General features: G+C 39.7%; 12 protein-coding genes. 6 read left to right on the top strand and 6 right to left on the bottom strand.

Annotated features, from left to right (window positions below; all coding sequences use genetic code 11):
* Positions 1-90 precede the first annotated feature (90 nt).
* The gene (locus AABK37_RS01465; RefSeq protein ID WP_432549842.1) at positions 91-564 is read left to right on the top strand and encodes a low molecular weight protein-tyrosine-phosphatase; all 474 of its coding nucleotides are present in this window, start codon (positions 91-93) and stop codon (positions 562-564) included.
* 18 nt (positions 565-582) lie between these two features.
* Here the strand turns inward: AABK37_RS01465 and AABK37_RS01460 are convergent, their stop codons facing one another.
* Positions 583-1,260, bottom strand: coding sequence for a response regulator transcription factor (locus AABK37_RS01460; RefSeq protein WP_432549841.1), 678 nt, complete (start codon positions 1,258-1,260; stop codon positions 583-585).
* 433 nt (positions 1,261-1,693) lie between these two features.
* Between AABK37_RS01460 and smpB the strand changes: the two genes are divergently transcribed.
* A complete protein-coding gene (smpB, locus tag AABK37_RS01455) occupies positions 1,694-2,161 on the top strand; it encodes an SsrA-binding protein SmpB (protein ID WP_039753509.1) in 468 nt (155 codons plus the stop codon).
* A gap of 181 nt (positions 2,162-2,342) precedes the next feature.
* Positions 2,343-2,642 (top strand): WGxxGxxG family protein, encoded by a 300-nt coding sequence (locus tag AABK37_RS01450; RefSeq protein WP_432549937.1) that lies wholly within the window; start codon positions 2,343-2,345, stop codon positions 2,640-2,642.
* A gap of 254 nt (positions 2,643-2,896) precedes the next feature.
* Here AABK37_RS01450 and AABK37_RS01445 read toward each other — a convergent pair whose 3' ends face one another.
* The 3 genes from AABK37_RS01445 to AABK37_RS01435 form a co-directional block, all read right to left on the bottom strand.
* Positions 2,897-4,309, bottom strand: a complete 1,413-nt coding sequence (locus AABK37_RS01445; protein ID WP_432549840.1) for an IctB family putative bicarbonate transporter — start codon at positions 4,307-4,309, stop codon at positions 2,897-2,899.
* A 152-nt stretch (positions 4,310-4,461) separates the two neighbouring features.
* Positions 4,462-7,398: a methyl-accepting chemotaxis protein gene (locus tag AABK37_RS01440; RefSeq protein WP_432549839.1), complete on the bottom strand. Its 2,937-nt coding sequence runs from the start codon at positions 7,396-7,398 to the stop codon at positions 4,462-4,464.
* A gap of 999 nt (positions 7,399-8,397) precedes the next feature.
* On the bottom strand, positions 8,398-9,930 hold the full coding sequence (locus tag AABK37_RS01435; RefSeq protein ID WP_432549838.1) for a GAF domain-containing sensor histidine kinase: 1,533 nt from the start codon (positions 9,928-9,930) through the stop codon (positions 8,398-8,400).
* A 902-nt stretch (positions 9,931-10,832) separates the two neighbouring features.
* Here AABK37_RS01435 and AABK37_RS01430 point away from each other — a divergent pair.
* Positions 10,833-11,990 (top strand): DegT/DnrJ/EryC1/StrS family aminotransferase, encoded by a 1,158-nt coding sequence (locus tag AABK37_RS01430; RefSeq protein ID WP_432549837.1) that lies wholly within the window; start codon positions 10,833-10,835, stop codon positions 11,988-11,990.
* 90 nt (positions 11,991-12,080) lie between these two features.
* Entirely contained in the window at positions 12,081-12,974 is an 894-nt protein-coding gene (gene crtB, locus AABK37_RS01425; protein ID WP_432549836.1) for a cyanoexosortase B, read from the top strand.
* 11 nt (positions 12,975-12,985) lie between these two features.
* Here crtB and AABK37_RS01420 read toward each other — a convergent pair whose 3' ends face one another.
* Positions 12,986-13,174 carry a hypothetical protein gene (locus AABK37_RS01420; RefSeq protein WP_432549835.1) on the bottom strand — a complete coding sequence of 63 codons (189 nt, stop codon included), beginning with the start codon at positions 13,172-13,174 and terminating at the stop codon, positions 12,986-12,988.
* A 125-nt stretch (positions 13,175-13,299) separates the two neighbouring features.
* Positions 13,300-15,393, bottom strand: a complete 2,094-nt coding sequence (locus AABK37_RS01415; RefSeq protein ID WP_432549834.1) for a hypothetical protein — start codon at positions 15,391-15,393, stop codon at positions 13,300-13,302.
* A gap of 433 nt (positions 15,394-15,826) precedes the next feature.
* On the opposite strand from AABK37_RS01415, the gene AABK37_RS01410 reads away from it, so the two are divergent.
* Positions 15,827-16,075 carry a hypothetical protein gene (locus AABK37_RS01410; RefSeq protein WP_432549833.1) on the top strand — a complete coding sequence of 83 codons (249 nt, stop codon included), beginning with the start codon at positions 15,827-15,829 and terminating at the stop codon, positions 16,073-16,075.
* The last annotated feature ends 249 nt before the right edge of the window (positions 16,076-16,324 follow it).

Raw genomic sequence — 16,324 nt, 5'->3', positions numbered from 1 at the left:
AATAACTGACAACTAACCACTCACAACTAACAACCGACAACTAACAACTAACAACTAACAACTAACGACTGACGCGCAAAACCGATTTTTATGCCTTATAAGCTGCTTTTTGTCTGCCTGGGGAATATTTGCCGATCGCCATCGGCAGAAAATATCATGTATCATTTAATCGAGCAGGCAGGCTTGAGCGAAAGCATTCTCTGTGACTCTGCAGGGACATCTAGTTACCACATTGGTAGCCCACCTGACAGACGCATGAGTGCTGCGGCTATTCAAAAGTTGGGAATTAAATTACATGGTTCAGCCCGACAGTTTCAAAAGTCAGATTTTCAAGATTTTGATTTGATTTTGGCTATGGATCGAGAGAATTATGAAGATATCCTCTCTCTCGATCCAACTGGGCTGTATCGTCAGAAAGTGCGTTTGATGTGTGACTTTTGCTCTGGGTACACTATTCCAGAAGTTCCAGACCCCTACTATGGCGGTTCAGAGGGATTTAATCAGGTGATTGATTTACTCGTAGATGCTTGTCAAGGTCTTTTAAAACACGTCACCAGCCAGTAATCAAGGTGTGATTAGCTGTTATTTAACTAAACCGTGCGTAATCGCAAAACGCACCAGTTCGGCGCGGTTGTTGGTATCAGTTTTCTTTAGTAAGCTGCTAACGTACTTTTCTACTGTCCGAGGACTTAGATGTAACTGATTACCCATCTGGGCATTAGAAAGACCATGAGTTAACAGGTAGAGGACTTCCTGTTCTCTAGAACTTAAAGATAAAAGTACTTCTCCCTTCTCAAAATGATTAACATGATTATAAGAGTCAGCAACTTTAGGCGCAGAATTACCTGGATTTTCTTGATGAGAAAAGCCATACTCTGATTTCATGATTTGCGATCGCTCTAATAAATTCCGAATCGCTGCGGCTAACTCTTCTAACTCAAAAGGCTTGGGCAAATATAAATCGCACCCTGACTGATAGCCCAAGATTCTTTCCTGAGTCTTTATTCTTGCCGTTAACAAAATTACCGGTAACAAACGAAACGCTGGTTTTTGACGCACCTGGCGCACCAATTCATAGCCATTCATTCGGGGCATGACAATATCGGTGACAATCAGATCGGGATGGTACTCTTCCACAATCTCCAGAGCCTCTTGACCATCATCAGCTGTAATTACTATGTAGCCAGATAATTCAAGATAATCGCTGATAGACAGACGAGTGCCCAGGTCGTCATCCACTACAAGGATCGTCAAGGGCATGGACAGTACACCCCTAGCATTTTTTTGAATAAACAATTTGCTTCTATGAGCAATATCAGTAGACTTAAGCAACAATAGTACTCTTATGTTTCATACTATGACAGCATAAACAGCTAGTAACTGCCTTTGGGTTGATTTATAAATAAAATCTTAAATTCTTACAATAGCTTAATAAATTTTAACTCATTTTCTTCAGGTGTGTGATGCGGGCAGATAGTTTTATGATTTGTCATCACTAAACGAGTACTTGAAGGCGATCGCCCTTTTTATAACTATAAATTAATACTTACTAAATAAATCACCTCGCACGTTAAATTAATAAGATAACACTGATATCGAGTAAAGCATTTATAGTGGTTTAATATCCCCCACTAAAGTTTAGCAACAACTAAACACGAATTTTTAGGCAAATTTGACGCAAGCAAAATACTCAATGAGCGAGAAAAGCGACAGTTACAAAGTTGTAAGCGATAATCGGCAAGCCCGTTATTTGTACGAAATCTTGGAAACCTACGAGGCTGGAGTTCAGTTGACAGGCACCGAGGTTAAGTCAATCCGTGCGGGAAAAGTTAATCTCCAAGATGGCTATGCTTTGATTCGCGACGGCGAAGCATGGCTTTTGAACGTACATATCTCCCCTTACACTGCTAGTGGACAATATTTTAACCATGAACCGCGCCGCACGCGCAAGCTGCTGCTGCATCGCCAAGAAATCCGCAAGCTAATTGGCAAGGTGGAACAGCAAGGTTTAACTTTAGTTCCTTTAAAAATGTATCTGAAACGAGGTTTAGTAAAAGTAAGTATCGCTCTAGGCAAAGGTAAAAAGCTGCACGATAAGCGAGAAGACTTGAAACGACGCCAAGATCAACGCGATATTCAACGGGCGATGAAGAATTATTAAGCCGCAGGGTGACAAACGCGACTACTACATCAGAGTGAGCCACAACTTCAAGTGAGCAGCATTTGTCTATCCTCAGCGTGAGTTTAGAGAAAGTTGAGTTTATAGCTGTAGATTGATTCAATTAATCTTTGAAGTAGATAAATTGGTGAGTAACAAACGAACCGATCAAGAACAAACATTTATGAAAAGTAATCTCACCAAAGTTATTGGCGCTGGCGTTTTCGCGTTGAGTATGACAATGTTGCCCTTAACATTACCTGCACAAGCTCAATCTAATAGTGGAACCAGCAACACAGATGGAACCACAACAACTGCCCCAAGCACAACAACAGCAACTTATGAAAGAAATGATTTTGATTGGGGTTGGTTAGGATTAGTAGGTTTATTAGGTCTAGCTGGTTTAGCTGGTAAAAACCGCCGTGAAGATGCAAGCCGCTATCGCGACCCAAACACCGTAGGTACTTCGACTTACAGAGAATAAGATATTCGCCGCTTCAGTTGCTTATTTTGGATAAAAATAGGGGAATCACGAAAAAGAAGAAAGAAGGGATTCATAGCCTCTTTCTTCTTTTTTCAGTTTGTTATAAAAGTAGGCTTTCTGCTGGTGGGTACTTGCGTTCCCCCAATTACCCCACAACGCCACTTGACGCCAGACGCTTCAAGTCGGCAGAGCCGCCCAACGCGCTGGCTCCTTTATGCCGGGAAACCCGTCCACCGCAGTGGCTCCCCCACACCCTACACCCTACACCCTTCTTCTTGACTTTGGTCTTGAGGTGTGTATGTGTAATAGCTGGCAATCAAACCAACTACTAGCCACCAAACGCTATTGACTTCAGGACGATAAAATACAGTATCTACTGTGCCATGAGCGAGTATACCTGCCATTGTGGCGATCGCTCCAATTAACCAAAAGCCATCGGCACTTCTGAATTTTCGCAAGCGTTGCAGTTGTAAAAATGCTGTATTAAAAGTTACTATTAGTAACCAGAGGAAAGCGGCTAAACCAACAAAGCCAGTTTCTACAGTCACCTCTAACAAAATCGAATAGGCACTCAAAGCAGTATAACGAGGGTGTTGGTAAAGCGGGTAAATTTTATTAAAAGAGCCGTGACCAGGACCAATACCGATAATTGGGCGATCGCGAATCATTTCAAAAACAGCATCCCAAACATTGCGGCGAAAATTATTACTGCTGTCTTTGCTGCGATCGGCAAAAATACTCAAAAATCGCAAACGTACCGGCTCTACAAATATCACCGCTAGCAGCAATACGCTAATCAAACCTCCCAAAATAATTGGTAGCGACCAAGTTCGCCAAAAAGGAGGCATTTCTATACTCCACCAATAAACCAACAATGCCATCACAATTAAAAGTGCCACAACTAGCCCAATCCAGCCACCACGACTAAAAGTAAAAATTAGGCAAGCAGTATTGACAACAAACATCGTTAATGCTAGAGCTTTCTTGATTCCACCTTGCCAGACAAACACGGCAACCAAGCTGAAAACCACAGCGGGTAGAAGGTATCCAGCAAGTAAGTTAGGATTGCCCAAATAACTATAAACCCTTGTAGTTTTAGCAAAAGTAGATTCTTGATCGACCCAAGTTGCTAGGGGAGGAGCGCCAAAAAACCATTGCCGCATCCCATAAATACTGACAATCAGCGATACATGCAAGTACAGGACAATCATCCAAGAGCGGATGCGAGGCGACCTCAACACCCTAGCACAAAGGACAAACAGCAACAAATAGAGCGTTAACGTTGTCAAATCATTAACCGCCACCTTTTTTACTGGTGATAATGCTGTAGCGACAGCAGCAACAGCCCAGTAAAGCAATACCAACAAGTGAATCGGAGTGACAGTCGGCTGATTTCCGGGTGCTGGTTCATCCGATAAAGTCAACAACAGCCAAAATCCCACACAACCCGTCAGCAATAACCCGATAAGTGTAGTCGATACAAAAGGCGCAAGAGCATACACGACACTCAATAAAGCAGCCGCGATTGTGTCTCCCCATTGCATTAGGATACTGCCTTGCCGCCAGGAACTCAACAACCCGACTAGAAAACGGTGCAGGTAGCTAGTTGTGAGATATTGTTTAAGGGGCAAGTAAGATAAAGTGAATCTTTGCCAGACTAAATTCATAAAGAAAACTGCGATCAATTAACAATCAGCTCGAACTTGGACTCGATTGTAATGCGAGTAGTTCCTTTCATTAGGAATTAATTGCGCTCTTATTTCCTAATGAAAGATTTTATTAGATATAGGCGATCGCTACAAACGTAAGTAAATTTTGACTAACTGATTTTGAACTTACTTACATTTGTTTGCAATTCTTGAGCAATGTCTACAGTTTTTTGCAAAGATTGAGAAATTTTCTGGGAACTACTAGTAAGTTCTGATACTTGATAAATTTCTGATAGAAGTTTTGTAACTGCTTGGGATGTTTCCACCTGAGATACTGTTGCCTGAGAAATAGATTGCACTAAATTATCAAGTTGCTGGGATACATTCAAAATTTGATTTAGGGATTTTTTCACATCTTCTACAATGTGCGTTCCTTTCACCACTTCCGAAGTTCCCAACTCGATTGCCTTGACAACTTCTTGTGTTTCTCGTTGCGTGTTTTTCGCTATTTGCTCAATTTCTTGGGTAGCACCTGTACATCGTATAGCTAGTTCTCCTAGCTCTGTAGCAAATAGCAAAAAACTGTTATTGTCTTGATTAATTCTGCCAGCTTCTAATTCCGCATTGAATGCTAATATGTTGGTTCGCGTTCCTATCTCGTCAATCAAAGAAACTATACGGCTAATTTGTTGTGAAGATTCTCGCAAACGCTTTATTTTTTTTGCCATATCGTAAATTGTGGAGCGCAAATTCAACATGTTTTGCATCGTCAAATCTATTGCCGTTCCGCTTTCTTGAGCATTAAAAGTGGCTGTCTGAGCGAAGGACGCAGCTTTTTGAGCGTTTTCTGACATTGATTGCAGATCCCGCTTTATTTGATGAACGCTATCTAAAGTGGAGTTGATTTTAGTGTCTTGTGTAAGCGCTTTTTCAGATAGTTGTCGAATTGCATCTTCGTTTTCATTAACAGCTATATTTAGCTGAGAGGTAGATGATTGTACTTTCGCCACAATTGCTTTGAGATTATCGATTATAGTGTTAAAATTCTCAGCGATAATGCCTATTTCCCCAGATATCACTTCTGCCTTAACTGTCAAATCGCCTTGAGATGCTTTGTCGATATCTTTGAGCAATTTGAGAATCTGCTGTTGTAGTAATTGTTGTTGTTGAGATTGCTCATCGGAGAAAATTTCAGCATAAGAGTTGGCATTTTCAACTTTTTCGATGAGTGATGCTTGCTCTAGAGCATAGCCAATCGGAATTGTCACTTGCCTCAACAAATTAATTTCTAATTCTTGCCATTGACGGGGACGAGAACATTGATGAGCGATGAGCAAACCATAAAGTTTATTGTTAATCAAAATCGGTGCAACTAAATTTGCTTTGACATCAAATTGTTCCAACTGAGCTATGTGACAATCAGTCAAACCAGCTGCATAAATGTTTGCGATCGCTAGCACGCGTCCTTTCTGGTACTTTTCTACATAACTGTCGGCAAAACAAGGATCGGCGATTTCTGTTCCTAAAGCTACCGGGAATTCAGGATTTAGCGATTCAGCAATTATCTTGCCTTGCCACTTTTCATCAAATTTGTAGACAATAACTCTATCTGCTTCGAGAGCTGCTTGTACACTCGTTACAGCAGCAGTCAAAATGTACTGAGTATTCAGAGAGCCACGGCAACGAGCAGTAATTTCATTAACTAGTTTTGCTAGTTTTACTTCATCTTCTTGTTTGCGGATTTGTTGAGTAATCTTGTTTGCTAATTGGTTGAAACTGAGAGCTAATTGTCCAACTTCATCAGCTGAAAAAATTTCTGCACGAGCAGCGCGATCGCCTGCTGCATATTTTAACGCTGTTCGCTGTAGCTGCTGAATCGGTTTAATAATTGTCCGTCTCTGAATCAAAGCCCAAATCAAGATAATCGTTAATGCCAAAATAATCGTCAACAACTGCACCCAAAAACTATCTGCAAGCAATTTATTCAACGCTGTTTCTGGAGTTACCCGCACTAAAATAGCCACAGGCTGCTTACTAAAAATAGCAATCGGCTCATCATCTGCTTGGATAATTTTGTAGGGTACAGCCTTCGTCGCTACAGTGTAAGTTTCATTGTCAATTTTCATCCGCGCTGTGACTGCTTCACCTGCCGAATTTAATGCTGTTTCTAGTAACGATTTACCTGTTTGAGGTAAGTCGAAATTTGAGAGTTTCTCCGATTCGTTTTGAGCTAAAGATGTTGCTAAGGTAAATTCTCCTGTTGGCTGGCGAAAATAAACTGCGCTATAGCCACCAGCAGTAGTTGTCAATGCATCTCGGAAAATTGAGTTTTTGCCGTTGACTATATCCCCAGAAACTAAAGCACCGATTACTACGTTTGTTTCCGGATTTTTCACCGGGGTAACTGTATAACGAATTAGTGCATCTTTATTTCTAAATCCATTTGGTAGAGGTGGCGATTCTCGCCTTAGTTCCGACCATTTGACAATGCGAGTAGCTTTAACCTGTTTTGGATAGTTGAAAACTTCACTAACTAAATTGTCCGGATTAAAAATTTCCCCTTGACGGTCAGCATTGGCATTGACTATAATCTTGAAATCTTTGCCAACAAGCGTAGCATATTCTATTTTTCTTGCTTTGATTTCATTTGTCAGAATTTGCTTGACTTGTGCCTTCAAGTATGGACTTATAAGTTGACCAGAAGCATTGAGATTTGCCGCTCTAATAATTGCAGTATTATCTGATTGCCCTCGAAAACCATAGCCCATTTGATCGACTTTAATATTGTAAGCCATATCTGTAACTGCAACTTCTGACTTAGCTTGTTCCAGTGACAAAGCTTGAAGATTACTTGTAGTTAAATATCTACTAACAATACCCAGCCCCAAAATTGCTATTAGTTCCGAAGCAATCAATACAATCAACTGTTTGCGAGCAATAGAAAGATTAGCAAACTTTTGCCATAAAGAAGATTTGACTCGCAGGGAACTAAGCTTATTGATAGATTGTGGAAATTTTGGGAATCCAGAATCTTGATGAGAGTTATTTAACAAATGTGTTTCTGAACTCAATTGACTATCTTTTGTTGTTAAAAAATGTTTGCTCACTTCAATTTTCCTTTTAATTCAGTAATTTATAAATATTGTTTGCAGCAGAAATTGAACAGTTATAGCACTAAGCTTAATAACTGCCGAAGAAATAACGAATACATATTTACACGCTGATATTGACTTAAGCGATGATGAAAACGTTAAGCCTACAAGCGTAAATATGAGTCATCAATTGAATCAATCGAAAAATGAACAACTATACATTTCACTGATTTCTAACCGGGAATCTAAATTGGGGGATACATAACATCGAAAAGAAAATTAGGATGCACTGTGATATCCGAAGAAAGCTCTGCCGCATTTGTCTGATATAGCTCATGAGTCAACTAATTAATTTATCATGAAGGCAAATTTACTACAATCAAACATCAGTCTTAAGTTATACCTTTGACAAAATTAGTTGAAAACAAAGACACATGAGGTCTTTGCTCATTCTAAATCGACGCTGTAACAATAATTTGATACATGTCCCTACTTACGTATAAGTTAATAACTTCATGATATCAGCATGGGGGAGTGTTAATAAGGTATGTTTACTTTGGAAAATATATACTGCCAACTGTGATGATAAAAGTAGATTGCAGCCAGCAGGAAATAAAATATTTAGGTATAGCCAACATTTGTGGTGGGGAAAGGGGTGCATGGGAAAGTATCCAATATTTTTCCTTTTTTACCCTTTCCCCCTACGAAGGTAAAATGCTCTGATAACAAGACTTTACTGGTATCTTTAAAGACTAAAAATCTACAGTCACGTCTATATAATGCTTCATGACATCTTTGGTAATAAAAACTTGCGCGATCGCAGTCGTCACCAAAAGCAAATTTTACCTTTATCGGTGACGACTATCGCAACAATCAATCTTAAGTTTTTCTCACTCTTGTGATAAATAGACTAAATAGCTGATTTTCGACGCATAAGAGCGAAAATTCCCGGAATCAGTGCCAACATAACAAATGTTTTTGCCATCCTCAAACGCGATCGGCATACGATCTGCATCAGATATCACTAACTTTTTCTGTTGTCGCTATTTTTAATGGTAAAGAAAGCACATAGCGGTATCCTGATTCTGGTGAACCTTGAATCGAAATTTGCCCACCATGCAAAGAAGCCAGATGACAACTAAGCAACAGACCCAAACTTTCGCGAGACATGCTTTTATGCGGCTTAGTTAAATCTAAGTTGGAATCAACACCAAATTCGTATGAATTTGAATCATCCAACTCTACTAATGGCAAACTCCTTACTTGCTCTTGATTTTTCTGATGAATATTGTAGCTTGCAGCCTCAGCAGTCAGTTCCACCAACGCTAGTGGACTTAGACGAAAATAAGGATCGACCTCGGTTATACCGTCTCCCAACCAGGGATGCGATACCCAGACAGTAATGTTGAGTGTATCTTCCTTGTTAGAAACATGAATGCGAACAACGCTACCTGTAGCAGAAAGTTGAATCACGCTGAAAACCAGGTGATAAAGCATTTGTCGCACCTTGTCTTTATCCAAAGTCCAAATGCGACTGCGGTTTGGTTCTATCGACAAGCGAATATCTTGCTCGCGACGGTTGGCTGCTTCTTCTAAAGTATTGATAGCTTGTTGACACAGCATTTCAATATCCATAGGAGCTAGATTCAGCACATTCGGACTTTCATCCACTGTTCCGAGTTCGCTAATTTCATTTACCAACGAAAGCAAGTATCGACCACTGTGTTGAATAATTTCTAGATATTCTCTTTGCTTAGTCGTCAAAGGTCCATAAATCTCACGTCCCAAAACACTAGCCATACCTAACACAGATGTCAACGGTGTACGCAACTCCTGAGTTAGCTGCCCCAATAGTTCCAACTTCAGTTCCTTGGTAGGATCGGAATCTTTTTCTATTAGGGGTGTGGTGATTCTGATTTCGCTGCGCTGCTCATCCTTAAATGAGAAATGAGAAGCGTTATTGTCAGTGCTTTCTGGCTTTGATTGCAAAAGTCGATTGCGCTCGAATTCACTCATGCACCAACGAGCTATGATTTGTAGAAACTCAATATCTCGATGGGAAAATTCGTGTTCCTTGAGATACATGACTGCCAGCGAACCCAGACAATGCCCAGAAGCATCAATTAGCGGTGCCCCCATGTAAGCGCGAATGCCATAATCTTTTACCAATTTGCTACTTTGCAGTTCTGCATCCGTGATTTTTCGCGTATCGGTGATAACCACTATTTGCGAAGTCTCTACCACCTGGGTGCAAAACGATTCCCGGCGTAACAGTTGACGAGTTTGCGCCAGCTGATTCATGATTCCCAGTCTCGATAAGCCTACCGCTGACTTGAACCAATGACGGTCTTGATCGACAAATCCCAATATGGAAATTGGGGCATCCAAAAAGTGGGCAGCAGTTTGAGTCGCTTCTTCAAAAACAGGAATCGTTTCTGATTGCCGCAAACCTAGTTCCAACAATGCTTTTAGTCGTTGTTGTTCTTTTGTTTCCTGGGAAGCCCAACCATCCTTGAGGGCAAACAATTTGTTTTCCGGCTCTACCATTGCCACTGTTACCTTGATAATTGTTTGATACTGTAATTTATATAACCCCTATTTATGGGTTATTGTTTGCTAACTTAAGCATTCCCCAATTTTGCTGCCGATAAACAATTTTGCCGCAAAATTTTTTATCTTACTTAAAATTATTGAGTGCTGAGTAAAACAAGAAATACTTTGAGAATGCGACTCGTGTATTAAGTTTATGGTATGTGAATGCGTTTTGGTAAGCAATGCCTACACGTATAGTGGCTTGTTGGTAGACATCGCCGTTGCAGTTCACTAATTATCTAATAGACGAATGGCAATTATTTGGGGAAAGGGGTAAGAAAAAACATGCACTTCTTTTCCCACCGCAAGCGTGTTAATAAAGGCGCAGGGGCTTTCTTTGAACTCGCTGCTGTACCTTAGTTTAGGTTTTAATGCCACAAGCGCGTTAGTTTTGCATTTGATGTGGGTACGATAACGCTAAGGATAAAATTTTCCGATTCTTAATATATAAAGGGAAAATTTTCCGTTTATATACTCAATCCCATTTCCGGAAAAATTATTTTTTTCCTTGAATTTACTGAGGCTGTTTTCGGGAAAATTGTGAAAGCGATACCTACGGTAAGCTACGCTAACGCGCTTCACATTTATAGTTATTTTTTTGGGTAAATAAATAAAATAAATATTCAATATAATTTTTTACTTTGTCGGTAATAAGTTTATAAAATCTGACAATAAATGAAAGATACAATCCTTTTTGGCTAAAAATAAAAATGGTAACTAAAGAAAAACTTAATAAAAAGTTCACAAATACTTCATAATCAGAAATCACCCAAACTTGGGTATTCAGTCAAAAATGGATTAGATGTGAAAAAACCGGATTTTGAGATTAATTTTGAGGCTTTCTGAAAAAGAATAATATGACAATTAGAATTCCTTTTGTAGACCTGAAGATACAACACCAATCGATGAAAACTCAATTGCAGCAGGCAATGCAGGCTGTATTTGAAAAGGGAGATTTTATTTTAGGGCAAGCCTTAAAAGAATTTGAGACAGCATTTGCAGCGGAGTCTGGGACAAAATACGGTATTGGTGTTGCTTCCGGAACGGATGCGATCGCTCTTGGCTTGCAAGCGTGTAATATTGGTGCCGGCGATGAAGTAATTTTGCCAGCAAACACCTTTGTCGCTACCCTAATTGGCGTGCTGCGAGCGGGAGCAAAACCGGTTTTTGTCGATTGCGATCCCAAAACAGCCTTAATTGATTTAGAAGCGGCAGCAAGAGCAATTACGCCGCATACCAAAGCGATTATCCCCGTGCATCTTTATGGACAAATGGTATCGCCACAGCAGTTGTTAGACTTTGCCGATAGATACAAAGTACTAATTTTTGAAGATGCGGCACAAGCGCATTTAGCCGAACGCGATGGATATCGCGCCGGTTCGGTGGGGATAGCAGCAGCATTTAGTTTTTATCCGAGTAAAAATTTAGGCGCATTTGGGGATGGGGGAATACTGCTAACAAAAGATGCAGATGTTGCCCAGAAAATGACACGCTTGCGGAATTACGGCGCATCGTCGAAGTATTATCATACCGAAGCGGGGACGAATAGCCGTTTGGATACGATGCAAGCGGCAGTGTTGCTAGAGAAACTACCATATTTGCCGAATTGGAATAGCGATCGCCTGAACATTGCCCAACAGTATGATGCTGAATTAGCACCCTTAAATCGGCTAGGTATCATCCCCATGCAAAACCAAAGTGGCACAGGACACGTTTATCACCTTTATGTCATCAAAATCGATGATTCTTGCGTGCTTGAACGCCAACAAATCCAGGAACAACTCACAGCAGCAGGAATTCAAACAGGCATTCACTATCCAATTCCCTGCCATCTCCAGCCGGCATTTACCGACTTAGGTTATCAAGTTGGAGACTTTCCCCAAGCAGAAAAGCAGGCAAAGCAAATCTTATCATTACCCATGTACCCAGGCTTAAGCCATAGCCAAGTCAAAGAAGTTGTCGCAGCCTTGGCATCAATCCTCAGTGGCGAACAACAACAGTTGTTGTGCATTTAATCACAATGGCTAATTGCTCATTATCATTTAATTATGAGCTGTTAGCCAAAGCGCAAATTTGAAATATTTAATATTAAATCGCTGAAAATTATGACATTCCAGCGTCAGATTCAAAACAGAAACGCAACACAATTGTTCAGCTTCGCCATTCTCGGTGTATTAGCGCTGCTTTATGCGCCAATATTGTTGCACTGGTTCGATGGTTGGCTAAACAAAAGTATTAGTACAGAACACGAATATTTTAGCCACGGTATTATTGGTATACCTTTTGCCGCTTATCTGAGCTGGATAAACCGAAAAAAATGGCAACGACTGCCAGATGTCAATCATCCTTTGGGTGTAGTCTTGCTGATAATCGGGGCAATTTTTTATCTTAGCGGTGTCACCGAATGGGTTAACCTTTCCTTCCCCGCCATCCTAACAGGATTGTGCTTGTGGTTAAAAGGAATTCCCGGCTTTAAATTGCAAGGATTTGCCCTACTATTAGTGTTTTTGGCAACTCCAACAGCATTACCTTACCTCATCGCTCCCTACACCTTGCCTCTGCAAAGCTTCATCGCTGGTACCGCTGGCTTCATCCTAAGTCAGTTTGGTCTGCAAGTAGCTGTGGATGGCACAAATATCTTCGTCGGGGGACGCATTGTGGAAGTTGCCCCTTACTGTGCGGGGTTGAAGATGTTATTTACTACCTTATACGTCTGCTTAATGCTGCTTTATTGGACAGGTGCTTTATCATCGCGTCGCACAACTATTTGGTTTTTATCTACAGCTGTTGTCCTCAGCATCACCGCGAATATCATTCGCAACACTTTACTGAGTTTCTTTCATGGCACAGGACAACAGGCAGCTTTTGAATGGCTGCATGACAGTTGGGGTGGAGACTTATACTCTGCCATTATGCTGCTTTTGTTAGTGCCTATTCTCAATCGACTTGATAGATATTTTTCCGAACCTGAAGCAACTTTGCCAGAAGACGAAAGGTGAACTACCCACACTTACCCTTCGGGTAAGTGTAGGCTTCTGGCTTCAACGACAGATGCCTTTCCACCTTGCGGTTTATTGGTCTTACTCCACCTCGGCACAGCAATAACTCTCTTTCCCTCCGCAAGCGCGATAATATCCAATGGGTGTACGAGGTGGTGTCCAAAAGCTTTGTGGTAATAAACTGTAAATTTGCTGTTCATGGCGGTGTTTTTCGCTCATTGCCCTAAAAAATCCCCCATTGGGGGAGTGATATTGAATTGGGATAATTAGTATTGTTTGTGTGGGAATATGTGTCCCAGTAGTTGATTAATACCGATTCATACAGTTATTTAGCAACGCCAAAATTTTTATACTCCCTAATATACTTAAATGCAAAAGGGATTACGGTACTTTGCCCCGTGCGGACAAAATCAACATCCATAGTTTGAAGGAGTTGTCTGAATATCAATTTCGACTCATTCACCGCAACGATTTTACGAAGATGACAGGCATCGTTGAAAGAATAATCTTTTACATTTCGATCTCCCACGAAATAATATGCTTCTTTTTCAGTTTCACCGAAATATTTTATATTGAGAGAAGCGTCAAATAAATCTTCAAGATTTTCCTTCTGTTTGGAAAAAATCAGCCTTATGTTATGTTTGTTTAGAAGATAGTTCCGTAATTCAGATGAAATATTTGAACTCTTTCCTAGCCTTTCATTCAGAAGTTTTTTAAAGCTTTTTTTGTCTAGTTCATTGCTACCCAAAATTTGCAATTCATCGGAAAATATCACAATATCTTCATTATCTTTCCTAGAACTTTCAGTCATAAATTCTTGTATCAACGCTGCCAAAGCGTTTCCACTTCGCTTATTTTCGGGAAACTCAGTTTCGACTTCGTTGATAATAGCTTCAATTTTAGAAAGCTCAGGAATGGTAATTTCATCGGTACGGAATATCTGATTTATATCACCTGTATCAGAAATAACAAGACCTTCCAATGTCCTGGTTTTATCTCCAGAGCTACTATCTGTCATAGCATCTTTATATTTGTCAAATTTTTCCCAGTTAAATATGCCTCGTTCTTCACTTTCATAGAATTCAAAACTACCATTCGGTTGGATTTCCATAAAAATAACGTGATTTTCATCTTCATCCCAAGCAACAAAAGTCCAAACTCCTTTTAATTCAAGTTTAGACCAATCAAACAGGTTCAATGTTCGAGAGCTAATATCACGCTTTATAAGCTGTTCCTTTATGATTGTTTTAACGATAGCTTCAGTGACATTTATGGTTGATTCAATTGTGAGGTGCTGCCGCTGAAATTTATCTGTTGAAGGGAGATATTCGTCTTCCTGCTCGATCTTTTCATAAAAGTCGGCATCATGAATAATTCTAAAATTTAGAGCGATACGTTTATGACGATCCAGCACATAATGAAATTCATAATCATAGAACAGAAAGTTCCTTTGCTTTGTTGAAAAGTCCTCATGAGATTTACAGGTATGCTGTAATTTATATGTGGTGAATATGTGATTGGCTTTCTCTCGAAAGGTTTCAATGTGTTGTCGCGGGGATAACCAATTTTTCACGGAAGATTTTTTCTTGAACGTTTCGGATTCTTTAAGCAGCTTTTCAGGACATTCGTTTGGCATAAGATGGTTATGAATATTCAAGAATAAATCAAGAAGATCCACTCGATGCTGTAAGCCTGATTTAATGATATTGTTGAGTACAGCTTCTTTGGTAGTATCAAACTCATCAATAAAAATAAGCGGTTTATTAATCAACCGTTCATTGAAATAATATGACGGCTCAACAAGAGTCGTGTTTTTAGCGACGAACTTATCTATACTAAGGAAAAAAACAGTTTTATCATCTGTAAATACTGCGGGATATAATTTTCCAATCCATTGATAGTCTTGATCATTCTTTATGGCTGAGAGGCGGGCTTTTTTTGTTTTGAAATTATTATCGAGTTCTTTTTTAATAATTTGTCGGAATTTTGGCTCAATATTTTTGCGAATTTCTGTTTCCCAGCTATCTTTAACTTCTTTGGGAAGTTTACTATTTTGGAGTATTTCTATATGAGATTTTAATTTAGAATAATCTTTTGTTTTATATCGATCAGGAATTTCATTATCAAATTTGAGTAATCGGTTAACAACAGTATCTACATTAGAATCAATAAAAAGAACATGTTTGTTAAAGTCATCTTCTTTTCTGTCAGCAATAAAACGCTCTTTGAGTTCGTTAATTGGCAAGTTTTTCTTGAGGTTGGTAATAAACAGTATTTTTCTGTTTTGAGCAGCAAATTCCTCGTAATTATAATAGATAAAGTTGAGGACATTGTATGTTTTACCATAACCAGTCGGCATACTCAGGAGAAGCAGCCCCGGATTAAATTGTTTACAGTATTCGTTTAATATTTGTTCCATATCCCTGATGATTTTAGTAGATTAGTAGAGTTTAAACTTGAGATGATTACCCCAGCCATAAATTAATTTTTTCAATGAAAACATATCACTATCACATCGATAAAAATTATTATCATAGTCCGGGGACGGCACAGGCGTTGTTGAGACTCTTTATAATGCTTCTGATTTTTTCCAGCAGTTAAATTCGCGTTATTTTCAAAGTCACTAAATAGTCAACAAAAGAAGGTTTTTGTGAAGTTACTGAACCTGATTTATCCGAATAATTTGATGAGATTGGAGTAATAAAAGCGGAGGAACTATTCGAGGGAAAGGGGTTTAACTTAAAAATGATTATAAATATTTGCACGACCCATGTATATAAAAATCTACCAACATCATAAAGTATAGTTACAAATTAAAACGGACTGTAACATTAATTAAGTAAAAGTTAAATATGGGATGGTGGGCAACAGGAGAAGATGAGGATATTATCGGCGATCCTCCTGCCGATACTCTGGACTTTACATTAAAGGTTATTGCTGAACACTACGAAGAGCTTCAACAACCCAAGCCAACACTACAGCAAGTCTTGAACGCGATCGCCTCCGTACTTCGTATGAAGTTAGGAGATTTAGTCGAAGACGCACTCTCAATTTCGATTCAAAAAAGGGGGACTGTCAAGATTACTGAACTCAGGAAGTGATAAGTTAAACCACATCTAGTTTGCATAATTTGAAATTGTACATTTCTTGTGGGGTGGGCGTCTCGCCCGCCCAATACATGCAAGTTAAATGTGGAACAGCTTATTATCTTGTTCCCAGGCTCTGCCTGGGAACGCTCTACCTCCGGTTGCATAACAAGGCAGCAGCCCAGTTACGAGAGATATCAAATCAGCGATCAGCAACGCCAAAAGCCGCTATACGGTTTACTCTTGGGGAAATACGTAGGGGAC

This window comes from Tolypothrix sp. VBCCA 56010, assembly GCF_050875635.1.
Lineage (GTDB): Bacteria > Cyanobacteriota > Cyanobacteriia > Cyanobacteriales > Nostocaceae > Hassallia.
This window is presented reverse-complemented; position numbering and strand designations above follow the sequence as displayed.

Bases quoted from the DNA above. Each gene is read 5' to 3' on its own strand.
- AABK37_RS01465 (WP_432549842.1), top strand. From the start codon at position 91: ATGCCTTATAAGCTGCTTTTTGTCTGCCTGGGGAATATTTGCCGATCG.
- AABK37_RS01460 (WP_432549841.1), bottom strand. From the start codon at position 1,260: ATGCCCTTGACGATCCTTGTAGTGGATGACGACCTGGGCACTCGTCTG.
- smpB (WP_039753509.1), top strand. From the start codon at position 1,694: ATGAGCGAGAAAAGCGACAGTTACAAAGTTGTAAGCGATAATCGGCAA.
- AABK37_RS01450 (WP_432549937.1), top strand. From the start codon at position 2,343: ATGAAAAGTAATCTCACCAAAGTTATTGGCGCTGGCGTTTTCGCGTTG.
- AABK37_RS01445 (WP_432549840.1), bottom strand. From the start codon at position 4,309: ATGAATTTAGTCTGGCAAAGATTCACTTTATCTTACTTGCCCCTTAAA.
- AABK37_RS01435 (WP_432549838.1), bottom strand. From the start codon at position 9,930: ATGGTAGAGCCGGAAAACAAATTGTTTGCCCTCAAGGATGGTTGGGCT.
- AABK37_RS01430 (WP_432549837.1), top strand. From the start codon at position 10,833: ATGACAATTAGAATTCCTTTTGTAGACCTGAAGATACAACACCAATCG.
- crtB (WP_432549836.1), top strand. From the start codon at position 12,081: ATGACATTCCAGCGTCAGATTCAAAACAGAAACGCAACACAATTGTTC.
- AABK37_RS01420 (WP_432549835.1), bottom strand. From the start codon at position 13,174: ATGAACAGCAAATTTACAGTTTATTACCACAAAGCTTTTGGACACCAC.
- AABK37_RS01415 (WP_432549834.1), bottom strand. From the start codon at position 15,393: ATGGAACAAATATTAAACGAATACTGTAAACAATTTAATCCGGGGCTG.
- AABK37_RS01410 (WP_432549833.1), top strand. From the start codon at position 15,827: ATGGGATGGTGGGCAACAGGAGAAGATGAGGATATTATCGGCGATCCT.